Consider the following 16,963-nt stretch of genomic DNA (forward strand, 5'->3'; position numbering starts at 1 on the left):
TTCGCTCGACTTGCATGTATTAGGCACGCCGCCAGCGTTCATCCTGAGCCAGGATCAAACTCTCCAATAAAGTTAGTTTGTCTAGCATCTAAAATAAAAATTGACGTTTCACGTTGTTTGTTTCGTTTAGTTTTCAAAGTTCAATATCGCGTTTCAGCGACTTTTATAATATATCATAGTATATTATTTTCGTCAACAAGTTTTTTCGATAAATTGTATCTCTCATTTGCTGACTCTGCCTATTATATAGGCTTTCTCTTCCCTATGCAAGTATTATTATAAAAAAATAAAGAGAGGGAAAATCCCCTCTCTTATTCTTCTGAAGAAACCTCTTCACTCGTTTCTTCCTCTTCATCTTTTTGTGCTTTTGCTACCGTCGCTACCTCTTGGTCTTCCTCTAATCGAATTAGACGAACACCTTGTGTATTACGTCCCATTTGAGAGATTTGATCAACTGGCATACGAATAATAACGCCTGCCGCTGTAATTAACATAATATCTTCTTCACCTGTAACAGATTTAACAGCTACTAATTTACCGTTCTTATCTGTAATGTTACAAGTTTTCAGACCTTTACCACCGCGGCTTTGCAGACGGTATTCATCAATCGGTGTACGCTTTCCGTAACCATTTTTCGTTACAATTAGAACATTTACATCCTCTTCGACAATTTCCATACCTACAACTTGGTCTTCATCGCCCAACGTAATAGCTTTAACACCTGCAGCATTACGTCCCATAGAACGAACATCTTGTTCATTGAAACGAATTAGCATACCGTTACTTGTCCCGACAATAATATCCTTATCACCCGATGTTAAACGTACAGATATTACCTCATCCTCTTCACGAAGAGAAATTGCAATTAAACCATTTGTACGTATATTTGCAAATGATGAAAGTGGCGTTCTCTTAGAAACCCCTTGTTTTGTCGTAAAGAATAAGAACTGATCGTCACCAAATTCGCGAATCGGAATAATAGCGTTAATCCACTCACCCTTATCTACCCCTAATAGGTTAATAATTGGTAGTCCTTTTGCAGTACGACTATACTCTGGAATTTCATATCCTTTCGTACGGTATACTTTACCCTTGTTTGTAAAGAATAAAATATGATCATGAGTAGACGTTGTTAATAAATGTTCAACAAAGTCATCATCATTCGTACCCATTCCTTGCACACCACGTCCCCCACGGTTCTGTGTTTTGTACGTAGAAGCTGGTAACCTCTTAATATAACCGTTATGAGTTAACGTAATCGCAATGTTTTGTTCAGGAATTAAATCTTCATCTTCAATAAATTCCATACCGCCAATTGTAATTTCTGTTCGTCTCTTATCATTGAAACGCTCTTTTACTTCTGTTAATTCTTCACGAATAATCTCAAGAACTTTTTCTTCATCTGCTAAAATCGCTTTTAATTCAGCAATTAACTTCATTAAGTCTTGATATTCTTGCTCAATTTTTTCACGTTCTAATCCAGTTAAGCGTTGCAGACGCATATCTAAAATTGCTTGCGCCTGTTTCTCACTTAAACCAAAACGTTCCATTAAGCCTTGCTTGGCAATATCTGCCGTTTTTGAACTACGAATTAACGTAATAACTTCATCAAGATGATCTAAAGCAATTCGTAATCCTTCTAAAATATGAGCACGTGCTTCTGCTTTTTCTAATTCATAAGCAGTACGTCTACGAATTACTACCTTCTGATGCTCTAAATAATGATATAGATTTTGTTTTAAATTTAGTACTTGTGGCTCCCCATTTACAAGAGACAACATATTAATACCGAAACTTGTTTGAAGCGCTGTATGTTTATATAGATTGTTTAATAGTACGTTTGCATTAGCATCACGACGTACTTCCATGACAATACGCATACCATTACGATCTGATTCATCACGTAAATCTGTAATACCTTCAATTTTCTTATCGCGAACTAATTCTGCGATTTTTTCAATTAATCGTGCCTTATTAACTTGATAAGGTAGTTCAGTTACGATAATAGATTGTTTACCGTTTGACTTCTCTTCAATTTCAACCTTAGCACGAAGCATAATGGAACCGCGACCTGTTTCATAAGCTCTTCGAATTCCACTTCTTCCTAAAATTAAACCTGCCGTCGGAAAGTCTGGACCGGGAATATATTCCATTAATTCTGCGATAGTAATATCAGGATTATGACTTAATGCCAGCACACCATCAATTACTTCGCCAAGCTGATGCGGCGGTATATTTGTTGCCATACCAACAGCAATACCTGTTGTACCGTTTACTAATAAATTAGGGAAACGCGCTGGTAGTACTATCGGTTCTCTTTCGGAACCATCATAGTTATCTTGATAATCAATTGTATTTTTTGAAATATCACGTATTAATTCCATAGAAATCTTAGACATTCTTGCCTCTGTATAACGCATTGCAGCTGCTGAATCTCCATCTACAGAACCGAAGTTACCATGCCCATCTACAAGCATATAACGTTGACTAAAATCTTGCGCCATACGTACCATTGTTTCATAAACGGCTGAATCACCATGAGGGTGATACTTACCGATTACTTCACCGACAATACGTGCTGATTTCTTATACGCTTTATCAGCTGTAATTCCTAAATCATTCATCGCATATAAAACCCTACGATGCACAGGTTTTAATCCATCACGAACATCTGGTAATGCACGAGATACGATAACACTCATTGCGTAATCTAAAAATGAGGTACGCATTTCATGACTAATATTAATTTCTCGAATTCGTGCTTGTTGTTGATTGTCTGACATCAACGAGCACCTCCTCTTACATTTCCGTTACACATACATTGATTTATATGTAGAAGACAGGAATACTTAGATTCCTGTCATTACTCATTTAAATATCAAGGTTCTTCACGTATTTTGCATTCTCTTGGATAAAGTTACGACGTGGCTCTACTTTATCTCCCATTAAAATTTCAAATGTTTCGTCTGCTTCAATTGCATCTTGAAGGGAAACTTGAAGTAATGAACGTACTTCTGGGTCCATTGTCGTCTCCCATAGCTGAGTTGGATTCATTTCCCCTAGACCTTTATAACGCTGAATCCCTGGCTTAGGTTGGGCCGGTAATTCTGCTAAGATTTTTTCAAGTTCCTTATCGTTGTAAGCATATTGAATTTTTTTACCTTGTTGTATTTTAAACAACGGCGGCTGTGCAATATAGATATAACCACACTCAATTATTTGACGCATATAACGATAGAAGAACGTTAATAATAGGGTACGAATATGTGCACCATCAACATCGGCATCGGTCATAATAATAACCTTATGATAGCGTGCTTTTTCAATATCGAAGTCTCCACCAATATTTGTACCAATCGCCGTAATAATTGTACGAACTTCATCATTTGATAAAATCTTATCTAAGCGTGCCTTTTCCACATTAATAATTTTACCCTTCAGCGGTAAAATTGCTTGGAAATGACGATCGCGTCCTTGTTTTGCAGATCCACCCGCAGAGTCACCCTCTACGATGTAAATTTCACTAATTGCTGGATCTTTCGAAGAGCAATCAGCTAATTTACCAGGTAAACTTGAAACTTCTAACGCACTCTTTCGACGTGTCAATTCACGCGCTTTTTTCGCAGCTACACGTGCACGTGCAGCCATCGTACCTTTTTCTACAATTTTTCGCGCTACATTAGGATTTTCTAGTAAGAACTTTTCAAACGCCTCTGAGAATACAGACTCTGTAATTGTTCTCGCTTCACTATTCCCAAGTTTTGTCTTCGTTTGTCCTTCAAATTGTGGATTTGGATGCTTGATTGATACAATTGCTGTTAAACCTTCACGAACATCCTCACCAGTTAAATTACTGTCCGCATCTTTTAAAATGCTATTTTTACGACCATAGTCGTTGATTACACGAGTTAAAGCTGTTTTAAAACCTACCTCATGTGTACCACCTTCATACGTATGGATGTTATTCGTAAATGAGTAAATATTATTTGTGTATCCCTCGTTATATTGAAGAGAAACCTCAACCTGAATACCATCTTTTGAACCTTCTACGTACACAGGCTCTTCATGAATCGGTTGTTTTGAGCGATTTAAATGCTCAACGTATGATTTAATTCCACCTTCGTAATGGAATTCTTTCTTTTGCTTATGTTCACGTTTATCTTCAATTGTTAATTTAATATTACGATTTAAAAACGCTAATTCACGCATACGAGTTGCTAGCGTATCAAAATCGTATACTGTTGTTTCTTGGAAAATTTCTGGATCTGGTTTAAATCGAGTTATTGTTCCTGTTTGATCTGTGTCACCAATGACTTTTAAATCCGCAACCGGAATACCTCTTTCGTATTTTTGGTAATGGATTTTACCTTCACGATGTACAAATACTTCTAATTCTGTTGATAGAGCATTTACAACCGATGCCCCAACACCATGTAAACCACCAGAAACTTTATAACCGCCACCGCCAAATTTACCACCGGCGTGGAGAACAGTCATAATAACTTCTACAGCTGGACGTCCCATTTTTTCTTGTATACCAACCGGAATACCACGCCCATTATCCGTTACACGAATACTATTATCTTCTTCGATACTAACATTAATTTCATCACAATAACCTGCAAGTGCTTCATCAATACTATTATCTACGATTTCCCACACAAGATGGTGAAGCCCTTTTCCACTTGTAGATCCAATATACATACCAGGGCGTTTCCGAACTGCCTCTAGTCCTTCAAGCACCTGTATCTGACTTTCATCATATGCATTTTCTTGCATTTGCTTTTGTTCCATTGACACAAAGATCACCTACTTTTCCATTTAAACAGGGGTTATTCCCTATCTATTTCACAATCTACAGTGCCGTTCGTTACATGAATTGTTTTCGCTTCTTTTAATGTTTCGTGTTCAATTCCGTCGACACTCGTCGTTGTAACAAATGTTTGCACTTTTCCTTGAATTGTATTTAAAAGATGTGATTGACGATAATCATCTAATTCTGATAAAACATCATCCAACAAAAGGATTGGATATTCTTTAACCTCTGAATAAATCAATTCAATTTCAGCTAATTTTAGGGATAGTGCGGTCGTTCGTTGTTGTCCTTGCGAACCAAAGACTTGAACATTTTTACTATTAACGAAGAATTGTAAATCGTCACGATGAGGACCAATTAAAGTCGTACCACGGAAAATTTCACGTTGTTTCACAGATTGAAAACTTTCATAGTATACTTCTTTTATTTTCGACAAATCCATTGATTCTGATACATCTACACTTGGTTTATAGACAATTTCTAACTCTTCTAATCCACGGCTTATACCTCGATGAATTGGAGCTGCCCATTCCTGTAGCAAATGCAAAAATTCAAAACGTTTTTGCAGTATTTTCGCACCATGCTCAATTAGTTGAAGTGTAAATACATCCAACATCGTTTCCTCATTCTTACTATTCCCTTGCATTTTTTTCAACAAGTGATTTCGTTGCGTGAGCACCTTTTGATATTGACTTAATTCATACAAATATACAGGAGCTATTTGTCCTAATTCCATATCTAAAAAGCGTCTTCTTACTTGAGGGCTTCCTTTTACAAGATTTAAATCTTCTGGGGCAAACATGACAACGTTCATCACGCCAATATATTGACTTAACTTTTGTTGTTCAAGTTGATTTAATTTTGCCTTTTTACCTTTTTTCGAAATATTTAATTCCAAAGACAAAGAACTGTTTCTTTTTTGTAATTTCCCCTTTATTTGACCAAAATCTTCATCCCAGCGGATAAGTTCGCGATCATTAGAGGTTCTATGAGATTTCGCCATCGCTAAAACATAAATAGCTTCCATCAAATTTGTTTTCCCTTGTGCATTTTCGCCGATAATTACATTTACCTTATCTTCAAAGGAAAGCTCTAATTTTTCATAATTGCGATAGTTTTTTAATTGTATTTCTGAAATAAACAAAGGGCTCCCCCTTTATGCCTGAACTTGGAAAGTTCCGCTTCCTGGAATTTCAATAACATCATTCGCATATAGTTTGCGACCTCTTCTATTTTCAAGTTCGTTGTTCACGTACACTTCATATTCTTGTAAAAACCATTTTACAGCGCCACCTGTATCAATTACATCAGCTAACTTTAAAAATTGTCCTAGTGTAATATACTCTGTTGAAATTTTAATACGTTTCATAAAATCGCTCACTTTCTGAAAGTGTTCATTCTTTCATTGTACTAAATAAACTAGCATTAGGAAAGTAATACCCAAAAATCAAATAAGGGCCACTAGCATCTTTAAACTAGCAACCCTTATTCCTTACCTAGTAAGTACGAACCGGTAAAATTAATTGAATAATTGAATCATCATTTACTGTACGAATTAAGAACGGTCTCATTGCCCCAGTAAAGCTAACTTTAATCTCTGTACTATCCAAAGCTTTTAATGCATCCATCATATATTTTGCACTAAAAGATATTTTTAACTCTTCTCCATCTACTTTTTCGCATTGTACTTCTTCGACAACTTTTCCGATTTCTGGTGAATTCGAAGAAATCTCTAGCATTTCTTGCTCTAAAGTTGATAATTTAACAACGTTATTGCGGCCATCTCTTGCTAATAGTGAAGCACGATCAATTGCTTGTAGGAATTCTTTTGTATTTACAAAAATATCCGTTTTACTCTCTGCTGGAATTAAACGTGTCGTATCAGGATAATTTCCTTCTAACAATCTTGAGAAGAATAATAAATGTTTTGTACGGAATAATACTTGATACTCCGTAATAACGATATCTACCATTTCTTCAGACTCATCTAAAATTTTACTTAATTCATTTAAGCTCTTACCTGGAATAACAACATTAGCTTGGAATTCATCTGCAATGTTATGTCCTTCAATTTTTGCTTTTCGAAGTGCCAGTCTATGACTATCTGTTGCAATACAAGTTAACTCGCTGTTATATACCTTCCAGTTTACACCTGTCAAGATCGGTCTTGTTTCAGAAGTAGAAACTGCAAATACAGTTTGTCTGATCATATGCTTAAGTAAATCTGTTGGTATCTTAAATACATGATGTTCTTCAATCTGTGGCAATAACGGATATTCTGCAGAATCTAAACCATTTAAGTTAAACTCTGATTTTCCAGATTTTATTTTTGTCATAAAATGATTTTCTACAGAAATTTCGACAGTGTCTTTAGGTAGTTTTTTTACAATCTCACTAAAATATTTTGCCTGTAAAACAATGCTTCCTGATTGAACAATTTCTACGATTTCTTTTCCATCTTCTTCGACTGGAATAAACGATTCAATAGAAATATCAGCATCGCTTCCTGTTAATGTAACCCCTTCTTCAGTAGCTACAACTTTAATTCCCGTAAGGATGGGGATTGTTGTACGAGAAGAAACTGCCTTCATTACATCTTGTACACCTCTTACAAGATAGTCTTTTTGTATTGTAAAACGCATAAAGAAAAACCTCCGGTAAGTATAAGATTTTATTTAATTAATAAAGATAAAAAAATAGTAGTAATAGTAATAGGGCTTGTGGATATGTGGATAACCCCTATAAAGGATGTAAAAACAGTCTATCTACATGTGGATAGACTGTGCGTAAAACAAGGTAAGTTATTCACACTATTCAGCTACTACTTTAAAATACCATTAATTTCTTCAACTTGCTTTTGTAATTGCGTATCGGTTTTTAGTAGTTTAGAGATTTTTTCATGGGCATGGATAACTGTTGTATGATCACGTCCACCAAATTCTTCACCTATTTTTGGTAAAGAGGAATCTGTAAGCTCGCGCGATAAATACATTGCAATTTGGCGAGGAAACGCAACTGATTTGGTACGTTTTTTCGCTTTAAAATCTTCTAATTTCACTTGATAAACATCCCCGACAGCTTTTTGAATATCATAAATAGAGATAATTTTTGGCTTAGAATTTGGAATAATATCTTTAAGTGCTTCAGCTGCTAAATCAGCATTAATATCTTTATTAATTAAAGATGAATAAGCTACAACTCGGATAAGTGCACCTTCTAATTCACGAATATTTGAATCAATTTGATTTGCGATATAAAGCATAACTTCATTTGGTATATCAAGCCCTTCAGCTTTTGCTTTTTTGCGTAAAATCGCAATTCGTGTCTCTAAATCTGGCGGCGTAATATCTGTAATAAGCCCCCATTCAAAGCGGGAACGAAGACGATCTTCTAAAGTCGGAATTTCTTTTGGTGGTCGATCACTAGAAATTACAATTTGTTTACTTTCTTCGTGTAATGCATTAAATGTATGGAAAAACTCTTCTTGAGTTTGTTCTTTTCCAGCAAGAAATTGAATATCATCTATCAATAAAACATCTACGTTGCGATATTTATTACGAAAATCAACAGCCTTATTATCACGAATAGAGTTAATAAATTCATTTGTAAATTTTTCTGATGATAAATATACAACTTTTGCATTTGGATTATGTTCAATTACATAATGACCAATTGCGTGCATTAAATGCGTCTTTCCAAGCCCAACTCCCCCGTAAATAAAGAGTGGGTTATACGCTTTAGCTGGCGCCTCGGCTACAGCTAATGAAGCTGCATGGGCAAAACGGTTACCAGAGCCGATAACAAATGTATCAAATGTATATTTTGGATTTAACATGCTCTGTGGTAAATGAGCTGAATCATCTTGTGCTGGATTCGGCTTAACTGGAGGCAGATCAATATCCTCTTCAGCTTGACTTTGGGGAATAATAAAGCGAATTGCTAATTTTGCCCCTGTTAAATCGTATAGTGTTTCTGAAATTAGTTCGGAGTAATGAGATTCTAGCCAGTCACGAGCAAATTCATTTGGAGCTGTAATCGTTAATACGTCTTTCTTCAAGTTATGAGCCGTTGTTGATTTTAACCATGTCTCATAACTAGGCTTGCTTACCTTTTTTTCTAATTCTTTTAAGGCACTATTCCATAAATCAGAGATATTTTCCAAAGGTGTCCCTCCTTTACTAAGATGGTAAAAGAATAAGGTTGCGCAACAAATGTACAACCCAATAAATATAAAATGTATATTTATACGAAACGTATTTTAAAACCTAAAAACGTCGTTTGTATATGAGATAGGGTTTTCGACAAAAAAAGCAAATGTGGACAACTATTTACCCACATGTGATTAAAACTGTCCACATGTTATACACAAACTGTGGATAAAATAAAGGTGTGGAAAACTTATTCAAAGTGAAAACACAACTATAATATCAAAAAAAAGTGGCTATAGCAATGAATTTAAGAAAGTTATCCACAAAATCAATACCTTGTGGAATAAACTTGTCCACAACACGATATACTGTGTAAAAGTGCGAAAAAAGTTTGTGGATATAAAAAACGTGAAAAAACATTTATCCACAAGGAAATATAGGTGCTGTGTAAAAGTATGTGAATAGGTTCAAAATGAATATTTGATGAAAATTTCTAGAACCATTGACATTTTCCTAGTTGATTAACTATAATTTATAGGACTGTCTTTAACAGATATTCCTCAGGGAGGTGTCATATAATGAAAAGAACTTACCAACCAAATAAACGTAAGCGCAGCAAAGTACATGGTTTCCGCAGCCGTATGAGCACAGCGAACGGACGTAAAGTGCTAGCAGCTCGTCGTCGTAAAGGAAGAAAAGTATTATCTGCGTAGACCACTGATCGTTCAGTGGTCTTTTTTTCTAATAATAGTGAATTTCCGCTGATGAAATACAGGAGTGTCAATTGATATGAAGAAAAAACATCGTATAAAGAAGAATGATGAATTCCAGGCGGTTTTTCAAAAAGGAAAATCAAATGCGAATCGTCAGTTTGTTGTATACCAATTAGATAAAGAAGAACAGCCAAACTTTCGCATCGGCCTTTCTGTTAGCAAGAAAATTGGAAATGCAGTAGTTCGTAATCGAATTAAGCGCATGGTCCGTCAGGCTATTACAGAGTTAAAAGATGAGATAGATTCTGGGAAGGATTTTGTTATAATAGCAAGGAAGCCTTGTGCAGAGATGACATATGAAGAAGTAAAGAAAAGCTTAATTCATGTCTTTAAACGCTCTGGTATGAAAAGAATAAAAAGGTAGCGTAAGGAAATGAATTACACTATATACATACCGATACAAGGAGGAGTAGGCTTTGAAAAAGAAATTAGGTTTACTAGCCATGGTCGTTGCATTAATGGCGATTGCCACCGGTTGTAGTGAAACGGGTCAGCCGATTACATCGAAAAGTACTGGGATTTGGAATGAATATTTCGTATATCCGCTTTCTCAGTTAATCACGTATTTTGCCGACTTATTTAACAGTAATTACGGTTTAGCAATTGTTATTACAACTCTTATCATTCGTTTTGCATTATTACCACTAATGATTAAACAAACGAAGAGTACGAAAGCGATGCAAGCGTTACAACCGGAAATGGTGAAGTTAAAAGAGAAATATAGCTCTAAAGATCAAGCGACACAGCAAAAACTGCAGCAAGAAATGATGCAGTTATATCAAAAAAATGGTGTAAATCCATTAGCTGGTTGTTTACCAATCTTTATTCAAATGCCAATTCTGTTCGCTTTTTATCATGCAATTATGAGAACAGCTGAAATTAAACAACATAGTTTCTTATGGTTCGATTTAGGACATGCAGACCCGTTCTATATCTTACCGGTCGTTGCAGCAATTACGACATTTATTCAGCAAAAGCTTGCAATGGCAGGAACAGCTGGTCAAAATCCGCAAATGGCAATGATGCTTTGGCTTATGCCGATTATGATTTTAATCTTTGCAATTAACTTCCCAGCCGCATTATCACTTTACTGGGTTGTTGGTAATATCTTTGGTATTGCTCAAATGTACTTTATCAAAGGGCCAGAAATTAAGGCTAGCAAAGCTGGAGGCTCAAGCAAGTGAGTGTAATTACTGCTAAAGGACAAACAGTCGAGCTGGCAGTAGAGGATGCTTTAAGGCAATTAAATACATCAAAAGATCGAGTAGATATAAATATTGTCGATGAGGGTAAAAGAGGATTCTTAGGTTTATTTGGGAATCGTCCTGCAGTAGTAGAAGTTGTATTGAAGAAAGATCCAATTCAAGAATGTGAAGAATATTTAAGAAATGTTATTCACGATATGGGTGTGGAAGTTGAGATTAGTAAAATTGTAAAAGGACGCGAAATTGAATTTACAATTTCTGGTGATAATGTAGGTGTTTTAATTGGGAAAAGAGGTAATACATTGAACTCTTTACAGTATTTAACAAAACTTGTCGCGAATCGTAACACGAAGCAGTATATCGGTATTACACTAGATGCTGAAAATTATCGTAGTAAAAGAAAAAGTACGTTAGAATCACTTTCTTATCGATTAGCGAAACAAGTATTTAATACGAAAAAAAGAGTTATTTTAGAACCGATGCCATCTTTTGAACGAAAGATTATTCATCAGGCATTATCAAATCATCAAGGTATCAATACAACTTCTGAAGGAAATGAACCACATCGGCATGTTGTAATATCTCCTAAATGACCGGTTGCTCAAATGAGTGCCGGTTTTTTTGAGCGGAAAATAGATGTGGATAACTAAAAAACACTAAACTTATCCACTGTGAATAAGTTTAGTGTTTTTTACATGGGGATATAATAAAATGAGTTATTCTTCTTTTGTAGATAGGTTCGTTATGGTATCCTAATAATTTAGTGAAAGAAATAATCATGTTGAAATAGAGATAAATAAGCAAGTGAGGTGAAAGGACATGGAATTTGATACAATTGCTGCGATTTCCACAGCGCTTGGAGAGGGTGCAATTGCCATTGTTCGAGTAAGTGGGGATGATGCGGTTGAGAAAGTTAATCGTATTTTTAAGGGGAAGGATTTAACAGAGGTTCCTTCTCACACTATTCATTATGGTCATATTGTTGATTTAGATACAAATCAAGTTATTGAAGAAGTTATGGTGTCTATTATGCGCGCACCAAGGACTTTTACACGTGAAAATATAGTGGAAATTAACTGTCACGGTGGACTTGTTTCAGTAAATAAAGTATTGCAACTTATTCTAGCACAAGGAGTACGATTGGCAGAACCGGGCGAATTTACAAAACGTGCTTTTTTAAATGGACGTATCGATTTATCACAAGCAGAAGCTGTTATGGATTTGATTCGAGCAAAAACAGATCGTGCGATGAATGTAGCAATTAATCAAATGGAAGGGCGATTATCTAAATTAATTGGTCTTTTGCGTCAAGAAATATTAGAAACATTAGCTCATGTTGAGGTAAATATAGATTATCCAGAATACGATGATGTAGAAGAGATGACACATAATATTTTAATTGAGAAAGCGACGCATGTTCGTTCGGAAATCGAAAAAATATTAGAAACATCAAAACAAGGGAAAATTTTACGTGAAGGTATTGCTACGGCAATTATCGGTAGACCTAACGTTGGGAAATCATCGTTATTAAATAGTCTTGTTCAGGAGAAAAAGGCAATTGTAACTGATATTGCAGGAACAACTCGTGATGTTATTGAAGAGTACGTTAACGTGCGTGGTGTACCTCTTAAACTTATAGATACAGCCGGTATTCGGGAGACAGAAGATGTTGTTGAACGAATTGGTGTGGAACGTTCAAAAGAAATGATGAGCCAAGCGGATTTAGTATTAGTTGTTGTAAACTATAGCGAGGCTTTAACAAATGAGGATGAAGATCTATTCCGTGCGGTACAAGGAAAAGAATTTATTGTTATTGTGAATAAGACTGATTTACCGCAAGCGATTGATATGGAACGTGTTACAGAGTTAGCCGCGGGAAATCGTGTTATTACAACATCCTTAATTGAAGAACAAGGAATAGATGAACTCGAAAAGGCAATAGCTGATTTATTCTTTGAAGGAACAATCGATTCTGCAGATATGACATATGTTTCTAATGCGAGACATATTGGATTATTAACACAAGCAGGAAAAACAATCGGTGATGCAGTTGAGGCGATTGAAAATGGTGTACCAATTGATATGGTACAAATTGATTTAACAAGAACGTGGGAAATACTTGGTGAAATTACTGGGGACACAGTGCATGAAAGCTTAATTGACCAGTTGTTCTCTCAATTTTGTTTAGGAAAATAATATAGTGAAGTTGTAGAAAGATAGAGATTATTAGGAGGAATAAACAATGGGATACAATGCCGGTTCATACGATGTCATAGTAATCGGTGCAGGTCATGCAGGATGTGAAGCTGGTCTTGCGGCAGCACGAATGGGCTCAAAAACATTAATGTTAACAATTAACTTGGATATGGTAGCATTCATGCCATGTAACCCTTCTGTTGGTGGACCAGCAAAAGGGATTGTTGTTCGTGAAATTGATGCATTAGGCGGAGAAATGGGACGTAATATTGATAAAACTCATATTCAAATGCGTATGCTAAATACAGGTAAGGGACCAGCCGTACGTGCACTTCGAGCGCAAGCTGATAAATTCTCTTACCAACATGAATTAAAGAAAACAATTGAAGAAACACCAAACTTAACGTTGTTCCAAGGAATGGTAGAGCGTTTAATCGTTGAAGAAGGTGTATGTAAAGGGGTAGTTACACAAGCTGGTGCAGAATATACAGCAAAGACAGTTGTAATTACAACTGGAACATTTTTACGCGGCGAGATTATCATGGGAGACTTAAAATATTCAAGTGGTCCAAATAATCAGCAACCGTCTATTACATTATCTGAGCATTTAGAGGAGCTTGGATTTGATCTTGTGAGATTTAAAACAGGGACACCTCCTCGTGTAAACAGTAATACAATTGACTACAGTAAAACAGAAATTCAACCAGGTGATGATAAGCCACGTGCATTCTCTTTTGAAACAACGAAATTTATTATGGATCAAATTCCATGTTGGTTGACATATACAAGTACAGAAACACACCGTTTAATAGATGAAAATTTACATCGTTCAGCTATGTATTCTGGTATGATTAAAGGAACAGGTCCTAGATACTGTCCTTCTATTGAAGACAAAGTAGTAAGATTTAATGATAAACCACGTCATCAAATTTTCTTAGAGCCAGAAGGGCGTAATACACAAGAAGTATATGTACAAGGTTTATCCACAAGCTTGCCAGAAGATGTACAACGTGACATGCTTAGAACAATTCCAGGCCTAGAAAATGTTGAAATGATGCGTACAGGTTATGCAATTGAATATGATGCAATTGTGCCAACACAACTATGGCCAACACTTGAAACGAAAAAGATTAAAAATTTATATACAGCAGGACAAATTAATGGAACTTCTGGTTACGAAGAGGCGGCCGGACAAGGGCTTATGGCTGGAATTAATGCAGCATGCCGTTCTTTAGGTAAAGAAGAAGTTGTTTTAGGTCGCGAGGATGCTTATATTGGCGTCTTAATTGATGATCTTGTAACGAAAGGTACAAATGAACCATATCGTTTATTAACGTCTCGTGCAGAATACCGTCTATTATTACGCCACGATAATGCTGATCTTCGTTTAACTGAAGTTGGTCGTAAAATTGGATTAATTAAAGAAGAGCGCTATGAGCGATTTACAAATAAAAAATTACAAATTGAACAGGAAAAGGAACGTTTAAGCAGCATTATTATTAAACCACGCCCTGAAGTTCAAGAATTAATTCGCAATATTGGCGGAAGTGAATTGAAAGATGGAATACGTGCAAGTGACTTATTACGTCGTCCAGAGATGACATATGAGCATATTCATCTTTTAGTACCAAGTGAAGTAGAATTAAGTGATGAAGTTAAAGAACAAGTTGAAATTCAGATTAAGTATGAAGGATATATTGAAAAATCTTTACAGCAAGTAGAGCGTATGAAGAAAATGGAGAATAAAAAAATCCCTGTAGATATTGATTATGATGCGATTTCTAGCATTGCTTCAGAAGCTAGACAGAAATTGAAAGATGTTCGTCCACTTTCAATGGGGCAGGCTTCACGTATTTCTGGCGTAAATCCAGCGGATATTTCCATTTTACTTGTGTATATAGAACAAGGAAAAATTGCACGCGTATCGAACCAATAAATAGTAAGGAGATATTGCTAGATGAACATAGAACAATTTCAATCTATGCTAGAAGAGAAGGGAATCACCCTCTCTTCTAGACAGTTAGAGCAGTTCAAAATCTACTTTGAAACATTAGTAGAGTGGAATGAAAAAATGAACTTAACGGCTATTACAGAAAAAGAAGAAGTATATTTAAAACACTTTTTTGATTCCATTACAGCTGCTTTTTATTATGATTTTTCAAAACCATTCTCAATTTGCGATGTTGGTGCAGGGGCTGGATTCCCAAGTATTCCTTTAAAAATTTGTTTCCCGCATTTAAAAGTAACAATTGTAGATTCGTTGCAAAAACGTATTAATTTCTTAAATCACTTAGCACAAAAGTTAGAATTAAGTGATGTTGCATTTTGTCACGATCGTGCTGAAACGTTTGGGAAAAAAGAAGGTGTACGTGAATCATACGATATTGTAATGGCACGTGCAGTTGCGCGTCTTTCTGTATTAAGTGAGCTATGTTTACCGCTTGTAAAAGTTGGAGGAACATTCATTGCAATGAAAGGTGCAGCAGCAAACGAAGAAATTGAAAATGGCAAGTATGCTTTAGAGGTGCTAGGCGGAGAGTTAAAAGAGATGTCTACGTTCCAATTACCGTTTGAAGAGAGTGAACGTAATATTTTATTAATCGAGAAAAAGCGCAAGACACCAAAGAAATATCCACGCAAACCGGGAACACCCAATAAATTACCTATTGAAAAATAAATCTTATTAGACGTAAGATTAAATTATATAAATGAAAACGTAAATGTTTCATAGGAAACATTTTATGGAGAATAGTCAATAGGCCTAAAAGGTGGTGGAATATGTATGAAAAATACGTTTTCTCGTTTATTTGGCTTTGGAGATAAAGAGAGCGAATTCGAATTACAAGACGAAAGCCATGAAGAGATAGATAAAAAGGTATATGAAGAAATACAAGAAATTCCGATAGTAAATATTACCCCTAACCGTTATCAACCAAGAACAGTTTTTGATGATGCGCGTATTGATGAGCTAGCATTAACAATTCGTACACATGGACTTATTCAGCCGATTGTTGTAAGGCAATATGAGGATGATAAGTACGAGATTATTGCTGGAGAAAGACGTTTTCGCGCGGCAACAAAGTTAGGTTGGGAAAAGGTTCCTGCAATTATAAAGAACTTAAATGATACAGAGACAGCTTCTGTAGCTTTAATTGAAAACTTGCAACGTGAGGAACTAACGGCAATCGAGGAAGCTGTGGCATATCAAAAGCTGATTGAGTTACATAATTTAACACAAGAAGCATTGGCACAACGACTTGGAAAAGGACAATCTACAATCGCAAATAAGTTGCGATTGTTAAAGTTGCCTGAAGAAATAAAAAGTGCATTATTAGAAAAAAGCATTACAGAACGTCATGCCCGCGCTCTCATTCCTTTAAAAAATGAGGAATTACAACTGAAAGTTTTACAGGAAATTGTGGAGAAACAACTAAATGTAAAGCAAACAGAAGAACGAATTGCGAAGTTACTAGAGGAAGCGAAACCGAAGCGTAAGGCAAAGCAAAAAGCAGTAAGTCGAGATACGAGGATTGCTATGAATACAATTAGACAATCTTTACAAATGGTTACTGAAAGTGGTTTGAATGTTAATTCTGAGGAAGAAGAATTTGATGAGTACTATCAAATTACAATTAAAATTCCAAAGAAAAAATAATAATGACGTGCTAGAGACCTTATCCTATTGGAGAGGTCTCTTTTACTATATTTTCTTGTTAAATGAAGAAGGAGTTTAGAAATAAATTTTGAAGTTTAATAAAGGACGTAAAAGAAAAAGTTTTATTTCATGTTACAATAAACGTAATTGTTACTAGAATAAGATAGAAA

General features: G+C 35.5%; 14 protein-coding genes and 1 rRNA gene. 8 read left to right on the top strand and 7 right to left on the bottom strand.

Features of this window, described 5'->3' with window-relative positions; translation table 11 throughout:
* The 7 genes from AU379_RS17415 to dnaA form a co-directional block, all read right to left on the bottom strand.
* Positions 1–70 (bottom strand): 16S ribosomal RNA (locus AU379_RS17415); the annotation flags it as partial.
* A gap of 241 nt (positions 71–311) precedes the next feature.
* Positions 312–2,783: a DNA gyrase subunit A gene (gene gyrA, locus AU379_RS17420; RefSeq protein WP_001282864.1), complete on the bottom strand. Its 2,472-nt coding sequence runs from the start codon at positions 2,781–2,783 to the stop codon at positions 312–314.
* An 88-nt stretch (positions 2,784–2,871) separates the two neighbouring features.
* Complete coding sequence (gene gyrB / locus AU379_RS17425) at positions 2,872–4,794, bottom strand: DNA topoisomerase (ATP-hydrolyzing) subunit B (RefSeq protein WP_000435982.1); 1,923 nt, start codon at positions 4,792–4,794, stop codon at positions 2,872–2,874.
* 38 nt (positions 4,795–4,832) lie between these two features.
* Complete coding sequence (recF, locus tag AU379_RS17430) at positions 4,833–5,960, bottom strand: DNA replication/repair protein RecF (protein WP_000470745.1); 1,128 nt, start codon at positions 5,958–5,960, stop codon at positions 4,833–4,835.
* Between the two features lie 12 nt (positions 5,961–5,972).
* Positions 5,973–6,185, bottom strand: a complete 213-nt coding sequence (yaaA, locus tag AU379_RS17435) for a S4 domain-containing protein YaaA (RefSeq protein ID WP_000821364.1) — start codon at positions 6,183–6,185, stop codon at positions 5,973–5,975.
* Between the two features lie 127 nt (positions 6,186–6,312).
* Positions 6,313–7,458, bottom strand: a complete 1,146-nt coding sequence (gene dnaN / locus AU379_RS17440) for a DNA polymerase III subunit beta (RefSeq protein ID WP_044585055.1) — start codon at positions 7,456–7,458, stop codon at positions 6,313–6,315.
* A gap of 179 nt (positions 7,459–7,637) precedes the next feature.
* Positions 7,638–8,978: a chromosomal replication initiator protein DnaA gene (gene dnaA, locus AU379_RS17445; protein WP_000428017.1), complete on the bottom strand. Its 1,341-nt coding sequence runs from the start codon at positions 8,976–8,978 to the stop codon at positions 7,638–7,640.
* Positions 8,979–9,542: 564 nt separating this feature from the next.
* On the opposite strand from dnaA, the gene rpmH reads away from it, so the two are divergent.
* From rpmH to noc, 8 genes are all read left to right on the top strand, one after another.
* Positions 9,543–9,677 (top strand): 50S ribosomal protein L34, encoded by a 135-nt coding sequence (gene rpmH / locus AU379_RS17450; RefSeq protein WP_000831901.1) that lies wholly within the window; start codon positions 9,543–9,545, stop codon positions 9,675–9,677.
* A 76-nt stretch (positions 9,678–9,753) separates the two neighbouring features.
* Entirely contained in the window at positions 9,754–10,101 is a 348-nt protein-coding gene (gene rnpA, locus AU379_RS17455; RefSeq protein WP_000726622.1) for a ribonuclease P protein component, read from the top strand.
* A gap of 52 nt (positions 10,102–10,153) precedes the next feature.
* The gene (spoIIIJ, locus tag AU379_RS17460; protein WP_000727737.1) at positions 10,154–10,921 is read left to right on the top strand and encodes a YidC family membrane integrase SpoIIIJ; all 768 of its coding nucleotides are present in this window, start codon (positions 10,154–10,156) and stop codon (positions 10,919–10,921) included.
* Complete coding sequence (jag, locus tag AU379_RS17465; RefSeq protein ID WP_000111516.1) at positions 10,918–11,535, top strand: RNA-binding cell elongation regulator Jag/EloR; 618 nt, start codon at positions 10,918–10,920, stop codon at positions 11,533–11,535. Before spoIIIJ ends, jag begins: the two co-directional genes overlap by 4 nt.
* A 226-nt stretch (positions 11,536–11,761) precedes the next feature.
* Positions 11,762–13,138: a tRNA uridine-5-carboxymethylaminomethyl(34) synthesis GTPase MnmE gene (mnmE, locus tag AU379_RS17470; protein ID WP_000393770.1), complete on the top strand. Its 1,377-nt coding sequence runs from the start codon at positions 11,762–11,764 to the stop codon at positions 13,136–13,138.
* A gap of 46 nt (positions 13,139–13,184) precedes the next feature.
* Positions 13,185–15,074: a tRNA uridine-5-carboxymethylaminomethyl(34) synthesis enzyme MnmG gene (gene mnmG / locus AU379_RS17475; RefSeq protein WP_000541055.1), complete on the top strand. Its 1,890-nt coding sequence runs from the start codon at positions 13,185–13,187 to the stop codon at positions 15,072–15,074.
* Between the two features lie 21 nt (positions 15,075–15,095).
* On the top strand, positions 15,096–15,815 hold the full coding sequence (gene rsmG, locus AU379_RS17480) for a 16S rRNA (guanine(527)-N(7))-methyltransferase RsmG (RefSeq protein WP_001019628.1): 720 nt from the start codon (positions 15,096–15,098) through the stop codon (positions 15,813–15,815).
* A 105-nt stretch (positions 15,816–15,920) separates the two neighbouring features.
* Positions 15,921–16,793, top strand: coding sequence for a nucleoid occlusion protein (gene noc, locus AU379_RS17485; protein ID WP_000799016.1), 873 nt, complete (start codon positions 15,921–15,923; stop codon positions 16,791–16,793).
* Positions 16,794–16,963: the final 170 nt, after the last annotated feature.

The sequence above is a fragment of the Bacillus sp. JH7 genome (assembly GCF_001563515.1).
GTDB classification, from domain to species: domain Bacteria; phylum Bacillota; class Bacilli; order Bacillales; family Bacillaceae_G; genus Bacillus_A; species Bacillus_A cereus.

Coding starts and splice junctions, on each gene's coding strand:
- noc (WP_000799016.1), top strand. CDS start 15,921: ATGAAAAATACGTTTTCTCGTTTATTTGGCTTTGGAGATAAAGAGAGC.
- mnmG (WP_000541055.1), top strand. CDS start 13,185: ATGGGATACAATGCCGGTTCATACGATGTCATAGTAATCGGTGCAGGT.
- rpmH (WP_000831901.1), top strand. CDS start 9,543: ATGAAAAGAACTTACCAACCAAATAAACGTAAGCGCAGCAAAGTACAT.
- yaaA (WP_000821364.1), bottom strand. CDS start 6,185: ATGAAACGTATTAAAATTTCAACAGAGTATATTACACTAGGACAATTT.
- mnmE (WP_000393770.1), top strand. CDS start 11,762: ATGGAATTTGATACAATTGCTGCGATTTCCACAGCGCTTGGAGAGGGT.
- dnaN (WP_044585055.1), bottom strand. CDS start 7,458: ATGCGTTTTACAATACAAAAAGACTATCTTGTAAGAGGTGTACAAGAT.
- gyrA (WP_001282864.1), bottom strand. CDS start 2,783: ATGTCAGACAATCAACAACAAGCACGAATTCGAGAAATTAATATTAGT.
- gyrB (WP_000435982.1), bottom strand. CDS start 4,794: ATGGAACAAAAGCAAATGCAAGAAAATGCATATGATGAAAGTCAGATA.
- rnpA (WP_000726622.1), top strand. CDS start 9,754: ATGAAGAAAAAACATCGTATAAAGAAGAATGATGAATTCCAGGCGGTT.
- rsmG (WP_001019628.1), top strand. CDS start 15,096: ATGAACATAGAACAATTTCAATCTATGCTAGAAGAGAAGGGAATCACC.